The organism is Pseudoalteromonas sp. UG3-2 (assembly GCF_037120705.1).
GTDB lineage: Bacteria > Pseudomonadota > Gammaproteobacteria > Enterobacterales > Alteromonadaceae > Pseudoalteromonas.
This window is the reverse complement of the sequence record NZ_JAWLJU010000002.1, coordinates 1,303,666-1,317,038: the sequence shown is the minus strand read 5'-3', so window position 1 is coordinate 1,317,038 and position 13,373 is coordinate 1,303,666. Positions and strand designations below refer to the sequence as shown.

Annotated in this window: 4 protein-coding genes and 3 rRNA genes; 5 read left to right on the top strand and 2 right to left on the bottom strand. The window is 46.7% G+C overall.

All coding sequences use genetic code 11. From position 1 onward, the window contains the following. Positions 1–39: 39 nt before the first annotated feature. The 5 genes from R3P39_RS09205 (at position 40) to rrf (ending at position 8,650) form a co-directional block, all read left to right on the top strand. The gene (locus R3P39_RS09205) at positions 40–1,965 is read left to right on the top strand and encodes a DNA topoisomerase III (RefSeq protein ID WP_336567056.1); all 1,926 of its coding nucleotides are present in this window, start codon (positions 40–42) and stop codon (positions 1,963–1,965) included. Between the two features lie 78 nt (positions 1,966–2,043). Then, entirely contained in the window at positions 2,044–2,901 is an 858-nt protein-coding gene (locus tag R3P39_RS09200) for a tetratricopeptide repeat protein (protein ID WP_336567055.1), read from the top strand. A gap of 605 nt (positions 2,902–3,506) precedes the next feature. Further along, positions 3,507–5,040, top strand: a 16S ribosomal RNA gene (locus tag R3P39_RS09195). A gap of 402 nt (positions 5,041–5,442) precedes the next feature. Next, positions 5,443–8,321: ribosomal RNA gene (locus tag R3P39_RS09190) — 23S ribosomal RNA — on the top strand. Positions 8,322–8,536: 215 nt separating this feature from the next. Then, positions 8,537–8,650 (top strand): 5S ribosomal RNA (gene rrf, locus R3P39_RS09185). Together the 16S, 23S and 5S rRNA genes form the textbook arrangement of a ribosomal RNA operon. A 715-nt stretch (positions 8,651–9,365) precedes the next feature. Here rrf and R3P39_RS09180 read toward each other — a convergent pair. Together R3P39_RS09180 and R3P39_RS09175 are read right to left on the bottom strand one after the other, a co-directional pair. Continuing rightward, positions 9,366–11,150 carry an alpha-keto acid decarboxylase family protein gene (locus tag R3P39_RS09180; RefSeq protein WP_336567054.1) on the bottom strand — a complete coding sequence of 595 codons (1,785 nt, stop codon included), beginning with the start codon at positions 11,148–11,150 and terminating at the stop codon, positions 9,366–9,368. A 70-nt stretch (positions 11,151–11,220) separates the two neighbouring features. Then, the gene (locus tag R3P39_RS09175; protein WP_336567053.1) at positions 11,221–13,209 is read right to left on the bottom strand and encodes an FAD-dependent L-amino acid oxidase; all 1,989 of its coding nucleotides are present in this window, start codon (positions 13,207–13,209) and stop codon (positions 11,221–11,223) included. Positions 13,210–13,373 lie beyond the last annotated feature (164 nt).

The following is a 13,373-nucleotide window of genomic DNA, read 5'->3' as shown; positions in this document are numbered from 1 at the left end:
TGTCTATTATAACTGTATAAATAAACAGTTGGATGTCCAATGAAACTCTACATTGCCGAAAAACCTTCCTTAGGCAGAGCCATTGCAGATGTATTACCAAAACCACATAAAAAGCATGATGGTTATATTGAGGTGGCCAATGGCGATGTGGTTTCTTGGTGTATTGGTCATTTACTGGAGCAAGCTGAGCCTGAAGATTACGATGCGCGCTTTAAAAAGTGGCAATTACAAGACCTTCCCATCATACCCGAGCAATGGCAGTTTAAAGCAAAGAGTAAAACCAAAAAACAGCTCAACGTATTAAAAAAACTGCTTAGCCAAGCTGAAGAAGTATTTCATGCTGGCGATCCAGACAGAGAGGGTCAGCTACTGGTTGACGAAGTTTTTGAGTACGTTAAGTTGGCAAAGCACAAAAAAGCGGCCATTCGTCGTTTATTAATTAGTGACCTTAACCCCCAAGCCGTTAAAAAAGCACTGGCTTCAACACGTTCTAATAAAGAGTTTGTGCCTTTGAGTGTATCAGCATTGGCGCGTGCTAGAGCGGATTGGCTGTTTGGACTTAATCTAACTCGTGCGTTTACGCTGGCCGGACAAAAAGCGGGTGTAAAAACGGTATTATCTGTAGGACGAGTACAAACCCCAGTATTAGGGTTAGTGGTCAGAAGAGATCAAGAAATTGCGAACTTTGTGTCCAAACCATTTTACGAAGTGATTGCCCACGTTGTGAAACCCAACTGGGGAACTTTTGAAGCGAAATGGCAACCAAGCGAAGCATGCCAGCCATACATGGATGAAGAAGGCAGAGTGCTAGTTAAAGGGTTAGCTGAAAACGTCGCACAACGTATAACTGCGCAACAAGCCATAGTACAAGCTGTAGAGACCAAACCAAAAAAGCAAAATCCGCCATTACCCTATAACTTATCGGCGTTACAAATAGACGCCAACAAACGCTTTGGTATATCAGCCCAGCAAGTCCTTGATGTTTGCCAAAGCCTGTATGAGAAGCATAAGCTAATTACTTATCCACGTTCAGATAATCGTTATTTACCCAAAGAGCATTATCAGCAAAGACATGATGTCGTTGCTGCAGCACAGCATAATCAAGGGATCTCGCAGCAACAAGCCGACATGGCGGACATGCAAATAAAAGGAAATTGTTGGAATGATAATAAGGTAGAAGCGCACCACGCGATTATTCCCACGACCAAAAAATTAAAATCTGCACAATTAGGCCATCGCGAAGCGCAAATCTATCAATTAATAGCAATTCAGTATTTAGCGCAGTTTTATCATCCTTATCGTTATAATGAGACCAAAGCTACTCTGGAAATCGGTGGTGGTACTTTTCGAGCGCAAGCGAAACAGGTAACTGAACAGGGCTTTAAGGTTCTCTTTCAGCGTCCCGACTTGGATAAAGAAACTTTGTTGCCAGAGTTAACGGTTGCCGAGCAGCTCGTTTGCGAACAAGGAGAAGTGAGGGAAAAGCACACTCAGCCGCCTAAGCACTACACTGAAGCGACATTACTTGGTGCAATGACGGGGATAGCTCGCTTTGTTACTGATCCCAAGGTCAAAAAGGTACTGAAAGAAACCGACGGTCTAGGTACGGAAGCAACTCGAGCAGGGATTTTAGAGTTACTATTTAAAAGAGGGTTTTTAAAACGTTCGGGCAAAACGGTTTTGGCAACGGAACTAGGCTGCGCATTTATCAACACTTTGCCTAGTTCGCTGTCACTGCCAGATAGAACCGCGCTTTGGGAATCATTACTCAGTAAAATCGCACAGCAGGAAACCTCTTATCTGCAATTTATGCAGCCTCTCATCGATGAGCTACAGGGCTTTATCGCAGAGTCACAATCAATTAATACAGCTGCATTAAAAGGGATCCCTGTGCCGAAATACAACGGCCGTAGAAAAGGAAAAAGTTGGCGAAGTAAAAACAAAAAACCAAGCAAAATGGTATAAATCTTTTTTGTGGTTGGTTGTAAAATACAATCAAGACACTATATCAACCGTATAATTCACCAAGTGTAGATGAGCAAGATGAGTAACAAAGTTCTTTTAACGCCGGAAAATATCCAACAAGTATTAGGCGAACCTAATTCCGATAAGGTAATTCTGTTATCTTTTTTTAGTAATCAAAACCCAGAGTGCCTGCAACAAGATCAAATACTCGATAAGCTTGCATCAGATTACCCAGAGCATCTATTAGTTGGCGTAGTAGATTGTGACGTACAGCAAGCATTGGCATCTCAACTGGCTCAACAAATTGGTTTACAGGCTCTACCTACTTTAGTGATTTTAAAAGGGGGAGCGCCGGTAGATATGCTACCTGGTGCGAAAACTGAGGAAGAGATAAAGGAAGCGTTATCCAGCCATTTGCCATCACCGGAGCTTGTTTTACTTGATCAAGCAAAGCAATACCTCAGTGAAGGGGACCTCAATAACGCGTTTGCAAGCGCCAAAAAAGCCTATGACATCGACCGTGAAAACACTCGTGTAAAACTCGTGTTTGCAGATATTTGTATGCAAATCCAAAAGTTTGATGAGGCCAGCGCACTATTAGAGTCTGTTGCTGAAGATCAACGCGATCCGTATTACCACAACCTTGCTGCTAAACTGACACAAGTACAAGAAGCTCAAAACTCTCCAGAAATACAGCGGTTAGAGCAAGCCGTGGCAGCAGAGCCAAGCTCATTAACATTGCGCTGTGAATTAGCCCAAGCACAATTAGATGTTGGTAAAAAAGAAGATGCACTAGCCACTTTATTAACGGTGTTAAAAAAAGACATGGCTTTTGCTGATGCGAAGAAAGATTATTTGGCGGTAATAGCCTCATTACCAGAAGGCGATAGTGTAGCTTCTTCATATCGTCGTAAGCTATACAGCTTGCTATATTAATCGCTAAAAAAGATACAGGTGAAAATTTCTTCACTTGTATCTTGCATCTTGCCGAAATTGATCGATACTTAGGATCCTTTCACCGAATCTGGTGACAGTTTAATGAAGAAAATATTGCATTGAGGTGTTTTTTGAGGTGTTTTGTATGTTTTCTGTTCGAACGGCTGGTTTTATCTAGTTTTTTCAAAAAAACGCTTGCACTGAAATCGATTCTCCCTATAATGCGCATCCACCGACACGGAGCACAGCGCTGAGAAGCAACGTAGCAACGTAACGGTGGAGTCAAATAAGACTGAATTTGTTGCTCTAAAAAGAAAGGCAAATTAAGCGTTGACAACAAGTCAGGAAAGCGTAGAATGCGCAGCCCTGACGCGATGAAAACATCGCAACGTTCTTTAACAATTTAAAGCAATCATCTGTGTGGGCACTCGTACAGATTGAGTTCTAACAGCTGATTTCAGTTTTACTGAATGACGCAAACAAATTTAGAGTCTCAATTGTAACTGAGTGACTATATAGTCAATTCGTTTTGATTTTACTTTTTTAAAAGTAGAAACAAACAATCAGGATTCATTGAGCTGAAACTTAGGTTTCAAAAAAACTTTTAATTGAAGAGTTTGATCATGGCTCAGATTGAACGCTGGCGGCAGGCCTAACACATGCAAGTCGAGCGGTAACATTTCTAGCTTGCTAGAAGATGACGAGCGGCGGACGGGTGAGTAATGCTTGGGAACATGCCTTGAGGTGGGGGACAACCGTTGGAAACGACGGCTAATACCGCATAATCTCTACGGAGCAAAGGGGGCTTTTAGCTCTCGCCTTTAGATTGGCCCAAGTGGGATTAGCTAGTTGGTAAGGTAATGGCTTACCAAGGCGACGATCCCTAGCTGGTTTGAGAGGATGATCAGCCACACTGGAACTGAGACACGGTCCAGACTCCTACGGGAGGCAGCAGTGGGGAATATTGCACAATGGGCGCAAGCCTGATGCAGCCATGCCGCGTGTGTGAAGAAGGCCTTCGGGTTGTAAAGCACTTTCAGTCAGGAGGAAAGGTTAGTAGTTAATACCTGCTAGCTGTGACGTTACTGACAGAAGAAGCACCGGCTAACTCCGTGCCAGCAGCCGCGGTAATACGGAGGGTGCGAGCGTTAATCGGAATTACTGGGCGTAAAGCGTACGCAGGCGGTTTGTTAAGCGAGATGTGAAAGCCCCGGGCTCAACCTGGGAACAGCATTTCGAACTGGCAAGCTAGAGTGTGATAGAGGGTGGTAGAATTTCAGGTGTAGCGGTGAAATGCGTAGAGATCTGAAGGAATACCGATGGCGAAGGCAGCCACCTGGGTCAACACTGACGCTCATGTACGAAAGCGTGGGGAGCAAACAGGATTAGATACCCTGGTAGTCCACGCCGTAAACGATGTCTACTAGGAGCTCGGTCTTTCGGGACTGTTTTCCAAAGCTAACGCATTAAGTAGACCGCCTGGGGAGTACGGCCGCAAGGTTAAAACTCAAATGAATTGACGGGGGCCCGCACAAGCGGTGGAGCATGTGGTTTAATTCGATGCAACGCGAAGAACCTTACCTACACTTGACATCCAGAGAACTTACTAGAGATAGTTTGGTGCCTTCGGGAACTCTGAGACAGGTGCTGCATGGCTGTCGTCAGCTCGTGTTGTGAGATGTTGGGTTAAGTCCCGCAACGAGCGCAACCCCTATCCTTAGTTGCCAGCGATTCGGTCGGGAACTCTAAGGAGACTGCCGGTGATAAACCGGAGGAAGGTGGGGACGACGTCAAGTCATCATGGCCCTTACGTGTAGGGCTACACACGTGCTACAATGGCAGGTACAGAGAGCAGCGAGCTAGCGATAGTGAGCGAATCCCTTAAAGCCTGTCGTAGTCCGGATTGGAGTCTGCAACTCGACTCCATGAAGTCGGAATCGCTAGTAATCGCAGATCAGAATGCTGCGGTGAATACGTTCCCGGGCCTTGTACACACCGCCCGTCACACCATGGGAGTGGGTTGCTCCAGAAGTGGATAGTCTAACCTTAGGGAGGACGTTCACCACGGAGTGATTCATGACTGGGGTGAAGTCGTAACAAGGTAGCCCTAGGGGAACCTGGGGCTGGATCACCTCCTTATACGATTTAGAACTGATTTGTTCGAAGTGTCCACACAGATGATTGTTGCTTGGCCTGATGGCTGAGTGATATTGCTCTTTAAAAATTTGGAAAAGCTGATAATTAAATTCTGATGAATAACGCATGTTATTTATCGAGTTTTCGAAAGAAAATGCCGATTAATTATTTCGATAATTAATTAGCGTCTACTTTAGTATTCAATATTAACTTCTGGCGAAGTTAAATCAGTCTTTGACGTACAACTAGTGATGTAATGCACTATTTTGCGACGTGGATTTGTTATTTAGACAACGCCGTCAAGCAATTTATCGCTGGGAGCATAACGTGTTATGTGACCAAGTAAATTGTGCTGACAAGGCCGTTTAAATGACAAAGACCAAGCAAAACCACTTTGGGTTGTATGGTTAAGTGACTAAGCGTACACGGTGGATGCCTTGGCAGTTGGAGGCGATGAAGGACGTACTAACTTGCGATAAGCCTAGTTGAGCCAGTAAGAGGCACTTGAGACTAGGATTTCCGAATGGGGAAACCCGGCCCTTTGGGTCATCAACAACTGAATACATAGGTTGTTGAGGCGAACGCGGAGAACTGAAACATCTAAGTACCCGTAGGAAAAGAAATCAACCGAGATTCCGAAAGTAGCGGCGAGCGAAATCGGATTAGCCCTTAAGCTGTAATGTAGTTAGTGGAACATTCTGGAAAGTATGACGAAACAGGGTGACAGTCCCGTACACGACAACTTATTTACAGTGAAATCGAGTAGGTCGGAGCACGTGAAACTTTGACTGAATATGGGGGGACCATCCTCCAAGGCTAAATACTCCCAACTGACCGATAGTGAACCAGTACCGTGAGGGAAAGGCGAAAAGAACCCCTGTGAGGGGAGTGAAATAGAACCTGAAACCGTGTACGTACAAGCAGTAGGAGCCTTCGGGTGACTGCGTACCTTTTGTATAATGGGTCAGCGACTTATATTCTGTAGCGAGGTTAACCATTTAGGGGAGCCGTAGCGAAAGCGAGTCTTAACTGGGCGCTTAAGTTGCAGGGTATAGACCCGAAACCCGGTGATCTAGCCATGGGCAGGTTGAAGGTTGAGTAACATCAACTGGAGGACCGAACCCACTAACGTTGAAAAGTTAGGGGATGACCTGTGGCTAGGAGTGAAAGGCTAATCAAACCGGGAGATAGCTGGTTCTCCCCGAAATCTATTTAGGTAGAGCCTCGGACGAATACTTACGGGGGTAGAGCACTGTTAAGGCTAGGGGGTCATCCCGACTTACCAACCCTTTGCAAACTCCGAATACCGTAAAGTACTATCCGGGAGACACACGGTGGGTGCTAACGTCCATCGTGGAGAGGGAAACAACCCAGACCGTCAGCTAAGGTCCCAAAGTGTATGTTAAGTGGGAAACGATGTGGGAAGGCTAAAACAGCTAGGAGGTTGGCTTAGAAGCAGCCATCCTTTAAAGAAAGCGTAATAGCTCACTAGTCGAGTCGGCCTGCGCGGAAGATGTAACGGGGCTAAACATACCACCGAAGCTACGGCTGCAAACTTTGTTTGCGGGGTAGGGGAGCGTTCTGTAAGTGGCTGAAGGTGTGCCGGGAGGCATGCTGGACATATCAGAAGTGCGAATGCTGACATGAGTAACGATAATGGGAGTGAAAAACTCCCACGCCGGAAGACCAAGGGTTCCTATCCCATGTTAATCAGGGTAGGGTGAGTCGACCCCTAAGGCGAGGCTGAAGAGCGTAGTCGATGGGAAACGGGTTAATATTCCCGTACTCAGTATGAATGCGATGGGGGGACGGAGCAGGCTAGGCAAGCATGGCGTTGGTTGTCCATGTGAAAGGCAGTAGGCTGGTGACTTAGGAAAATCCGGGTCGCTAAGGCTGAGAGCCGAGACGAGCCACTACGGTGGTGAAGTTGTTGATGCCCTACTTCCAGGAAAAGCCTCTAAGCTTCAGTTTATACTGAATCGTACCCTAAACCGACACAGGTGGTCAGGTAGAGAATACTAAGGCGCTTGAGAGAACTCGGGTGAAGGAACTAGGCAAAATCGTACCGTAACTTCGGGAGAAGGTACGCTGACATTAGGTGAAGGGCCCGCGCCCGGAGCTGAAGTCAGCCGCAGTGACCAGGTGGCTGGGACTGTTTATTAAAAACACAGTACTCTGCAAAATCGTAAGATGACGTATAGGGTATGACACCTGCCCGGTGCCGGAAGGTTAATTGATGGGGTTAGCGTATGCGAAGCTCTTGATCGAAGCCCCGGTAAACGGCGGCCGTAACTATAACGGTCCTAAGGTAGCGAAATTCCTTGTCGGGTAAGTTCCGACCTGCACGAATGGTGTAACCATGGCCACGCTGTCTCCACCCGAGACTCAGTGAAATTGAAATCGCAGTGAAGATGCTGTGTACCCGCGGCTAGACGGAAAGACCCCGTGAACCTTTACTACAGCTTGGCACTGAACATTGACCCTACATGTGTAGGATAGGTGGGAGGCTTTGAAGCATCGTCGCTAGATGGTGTGGAGCCGACCTTGAAATACCACCCTTGTAGTGTTGATGTTCTAACTTAGGTCCCTGGATCGGGATTGAGGACAGTGCCTGGTGGGTAGTTTGACTGGGGCGGTCTCCTCCCAAAGAGTAACGGAGGAGCACGAAGGTTGGCTAAGTACGGTCGGACATCGTACGGTTAGTGTAATGGTAGAAGCCAGCTTAACTGCGAGACAGACACGTCGAGCAGGTACGAAAGTAGGTCATAGTGATCCGGTGGTTCTGAATGGAAGGGCCATCGCTCAACGGATAAAAGGTACTCCGGGGATAACAGGCTGATACCGCCCAAGAGTTCATATCGACGGCGGTGTTTGGCACCTCGATGTCGGCTCATCACATCCTGGGGCTGAAGTCGGTCCCAAGGGTATGGCTGTTCGCCATTTAAAGTGGTACGCGAGCTGGGTTTAGAACGTCGTGAGACAGTTCGGTCCCTATCTGCCGTGGGCGTTTGAGAATTGAGAGGGGCTGCTCCTAGTACGAGAGGACCGGAGTGGACGAACCGCTGGTGTTCGGGTTGTTATGCCAATAGCATTGCCCGGTAGCTACGTTCGGAACTGATAAGCGCTGAAAGCATCTAAGCGCGAAGCAGGCCTCGAGATGAGTTCTCACTTGGAGTTTAACTCCACTAAAGGGCCGTTGAAGACGACAACGTTGATAGGCAGGATGTGGAAGTGGTGCGAGCCATTAAGCTAACCTGTACTAATTACCCGTGAGGCTTAACCATACAACGCCAAAGTGGTTTAGCGACAGAAGTTGATAAGATACTAAAGTAGCAGCGGTTTTAGACCGCGACGAAGACAAAGAATTTAAGCAGTTTTTTCCAGATTTTAATGATTAAACAAGGTGACTAACCTCAGCGGTATCGCGAAATCAGTTCACCTTGCGCAAATGGAATGGTCGTGCGTGGCACGATGTCATTAGACATTTGCACCCAGTTTTCCTGGTGACTATAGCGTTTTGGAACCACCTGACTCCATGCCGAACTCAGAAGTGAAACAAAACAGCGTCGATGATAGTGTGGGCTTCCCATGTGAAAGTAGAACATCGCCAGGGCCTTATAAGAGAAACCCGCTGCAGCTATGCAGCGGGTTTTTTGCGTTTGGAGTAAAGTACTTCCATGTAGTATCTCCCCTTCGCGCATCCTTGCGCTCACTTCCTCGAACTGCGAAGCGTTGCTTCGGTTTCTCGTCACCCTCGCGTTCACTGCGCTGCGAAGCGGTGCTTCGGTCGCAGTTCACCCATGTGTCTCTCTATGAAAAGAATGAGAACATTCTACTTCGTAGCGAGCCAGGGCCTTATTAAGAGGTCGATGAAAGGCATTCATCCATAAATCTCATCGACATTAGTACTTCCTTGTACGTCAAACCCCGATTCGAAAGAGTCGGGTTTTTTTGCGTTCAGCGCACAATAAAAAGCGCGGGGTAAACCCGCGCCTACAAAATCTAAACAGCCTTGAGAGCAATGTAGACAGAGTGGAAAAGACAACCTTTGGGCACACATCCCTGTGGAGGGCTTCCGGCTCGGTGTCCATACCTCGCGTTCACTGCGCTGCGAAGCAGTGCTTCGGTCGCAGTTCACCCATGTAGTATCTCCCCTTCGCGCATCCTTGCGCTCACTTCCTCGAACTGCGAAGCAGTGCTTCGGTTTCTCGTCACCCTCGCGTTCATTGCGCTGCAAAGCGTTGCTTTGGTCGCAATTCACCCATGTAGTATCTCCCCTTCGCGCATCCTTGCGCTCACTTCCTCGAACTGCGAAGCGCTGCTTCGGTCTAGAACTTGGTTCTTGGTGGCCAATCAGGATTAGCAATTTCATCTTCCCCGACACTGCTATTCGCTTCTTGGCGAATGGCTGCTGGGGTATCTGTTTTGGGAATGGTTACTTCGACGACAAAATTACAATCCGGCTTTGTCCGTATCTCTTCCATTACTGTGAGTAACTCCTCCAGGGTAGACACTTTTCTTCCCTGGCCGCCAAAAGCTTGAGTTATGTTGGCTATTTGCCATTGTGGCAAATCATTATAGCTATAAACAGAGTCGAGTAAGGGGTCTTTGTAATCTACAGGGGGTGAACGGAATGGGTTGGGGTTGACGATATATTGTTCAATACCATAAATACCATTTGCTAACACAAACACCACGGTATTTTGTCCGTAGGCATGCTGGTCAGCAACGCCTTGGCAGGTTTCATGGAAGGCGCCATCGCCTACTACAACCATAGCGCGCTTCCCGGGAAAAGCGCATTTTACACCGGTCCCTGCGGGGACTGAATAGCCAATAGATAACCAAGAAGCTTGTGCGATAAAGCCATCTTGGGCTGGGATTGTTACTGACTGTGCTGCGATCAAGGGAAAGCCAGCATCCACGGTCAATATGTCATCTTTAGTTAGGAATTGTCCTAATGCATTAAAAAAACTGTCGTAACCGAGCTCTACTGTGCTTGCGTTATTTGTAACTCGGTGTGGTTGCTGTAAACGAAGTCCTTTGAGTTTTGCACTGTCGTGTCTTATCGCCTTAAATGCTTCAGTAAGGCTTTGTAAGTAATCGTTTAATTGCACAGATGGAAAGAACTTAGCACCAACATAGACTCCCTGATGCGCAGCAAGCACAGTATGCTCACTGCGGATATCTTTATTGCCAGTATCTTTCCCTGTGGTCCATGCGCCAATACCGACTAAAACACCGTCTTGTGAAACCAGCTTATCTACTTCATCGGGAGACAGGGTAACGCAACCTTCAAACTGTGGGTGTAACTCAGAGATCACAGACTTACTCATCGCCGAGGTGACAAAGCGGATATCACCATGCTCCACGCTATGATGACTATTGATTTCATCTAACAGCTGTAAAAACTCTGCTTGTAAACCATAGCGCTGCAATTCAACACCGGCCCAAAATATACTCTTGGGACGGCTCAACATTAACTCTACCGTTGCCGCAGCAGCAGCTTTGGCTTCACTGAATGTCAACGTGGTGCCACTGCCAGAGTGAATATTAGCGCTTGGGGCATTACAGGTGCTGCGCCATACGTCCTCGGTCACCTCAAGGTAAACCGGCCTTTTATGGGTTAACATTGCGGTTAATGCGGAGTCAATTTGATATGGTGCCTGAGCGGCATTAGTAATGCGCTCAGCGGCCACCGTAATGGGTTTGAACATATGGATATCGACAAACTCATAACCAGTTGTATGGGAGTACAGCAAGCCTGCTCTTTTTGACGTTTGATCTTCTTTATTGGTCGGTGCACCATTAATAAGAATTACGGGCACTTGCTCAACATAAGAGCCGGCGATGGTGTTAAGTAGGCTAAATGCCCCAACACTGTAGGTAACATAAATTGCTGTTGGTCCTTTTAAGCGAGCGTGGGCATCAGCCGCAAAACCAGCACAGATCTCATTGGCGTTACCTGAAATCGTAATTGGCGAAGCTTCATCTGCCAAAATAGTATCCAGCAGTGCAGCGGTGTAGTTACCGGCAACACCAAACATTTGTGCCACACCCACTTGCTCTAAACGCAGTTTTAAATACTCTGCAACGGTAAAATTATGATTACTCATGATCAATCCTTTTAACTGATAAAGAGGAGGGTTGCTCCTCTTGTCTATTTAGTTTGCTGTGATCAACTGCTTATTTTGCTTCTGATGTATCGAAATAGGTAAGATCGACGCCAAGTACGCTATCGGGTTGCTTACGACTGGCTTTGCTCTTCTTTGCGCAGTTAGGCTTAAAGTTAGGATCAATGTACTCCATTATCATGCTATCGGAATTCGCTAGGTAAGCTTCTTGGATAGCTTCGGAGGAGGTTTTACCTGTGGGGTTTTGTTGCTGGAATACTTTATCAAAAGGTGCTAAGCCAAAGCCCTTATTTAAGGCTAAATCTGCTGAGCGTAGCGCGCCCTCAACCCAACCTTGATAGTCAGAGAAAGCTTCACCGCAGGTGTATAGCTGAGGTAAAGGCTCAACCAAAGTGGACATGGCCTCTTTATCATCGGTACCAATTGCCCATTGGTGAACCCCAAAGCCAAATTGAAACTGCTCTGGGATGTTGAAATTAACATTCCCTTCCCAAATACGCGCACTGGTAAGAATTGGCTCAGGCACATAATGGGTACTAAAGATGTCTTTAAAGAACTTTGTGGCTTGGTTTACAACCGCTTCGGTGGCTGGGTAAATATCGCTAGGAACTGGCTGCTCAATGAACTCTGCTTCTCTGGGGTGGTGATATAAAGCGCCCTTATTTTGCAAGGCACTCCAAAAGTTGATATTGAGATAATCACAATAGATAGTGAGTGCCGCGGGTCGACTGTATTTTTGCGCTTCGATTAAATCGAGCTTCGCTTGGGTCTCTTTATCTGGGTTGGTATCGCGCTCGTCATACATCAATGCCGCAGCTAATGGGTCATCCAGAGCATAAAAAGGATACACAGAGCCGGTAGGTAAGTCGGCAAAGTTAGGGCCAAAAGACACCGCAGGGCGACCAGTCATGCCCGTCCCCCACCAAGCCGATTCATAATAGAGGTTGATTTTGAGCAAAGGCTGATTGGTTGTACTTTGTAGTGTATCCCATAGGTGATCGCGAGTATTGGCTTCTAGCCGTTGGAATGCGTCTGAACGAAGAAAGAGTTTTTCCAGCGCAAGGCGGGGTAAGGCTAAAATTACCTTATCTGCTGCAACCGTGGCTTTAGGTTGGTCGGGTTGATCCGCTTGACTGTAGTGTAAGATATACTCTTTACGGTTAGCATCAAAACTGATGCTATCGATCTGTGTTTTTAGGTGGATGTTATCTTTACCAATTTTATCCACTAGGGCATTGGGGAGGGTACTAAAGCCATCTTTAAAAGTTTTAAACTCAGCGCTAGCGGGAAAGTCCTCCAGCAATTGGTAGGCAACACCGGCGTTCATTTTGGATAAAAATGTGCCGTTGAAGCCCAATACTCGATAAAGCATAGTGATGCATTCTTGGCTATAGCCCATGTCACTGAGCAGATCCCATAGAGACCACTCATATAACGGTTTGCCTTGCCATTGGCACTCAAGCCGAAATGCCTGCCAAAACTCAGGTCCGCGTACAGTAGGGCGGCCATCAAACTGAGGGTTAACCTGTAAAATACGGTTAAACACCACATTGATGATGCTTTTTGGGTTTACGCCTTGCTCATTGGCATCAAGATTATAGAGTGCCGACCAGATTTGGTAATCTGACTCTTGTGCCTCTTTGGCAGAAAAACTCGTACCGCGAAAGAAGAGGCGGTTATTGCCGTCACTGTTCATTGGAAAAGGGACAATTTGATCTTCTAAGCCCAGAGTTAAAAACAGCGCCATTAAATCGTCCATGCCCTCGAATAAAAAGCGCATCCCGCCTTGTTCTTCTTTAACTGTAATGGTGCTATCAGGGGCTGCACCAGCTCGTTTGTCCTTAAAATGGATCAAGTCCGAGTCCAGTCGCCCGCCAGTTCTATTGCTGCGCTCAAAGATGGCAATATCATCGATATTGGCTTCATTTTGCAGTCGCCAAGCGCTATATAGCCCCGACATACCTGCGCCAACAATGGCTACTTTGACTTTAGACGGAATGGTTTGTGGTTTGATTTCTTTACCAAGTTTATAGTGAGTCATAACAGTTCCTTATACGATGATGTCTCACACTTTTGAGGCAGACTGCTTTTACTTCCTAGCTCGTCAAGTGGTTATGATGGTTGTAAAAATAGCTTTTTATTAATGCGCCGTGCTGGTGTATTGTTGCTTTACTTAACAGCCTTTATTCATTGCCAATGGACTAT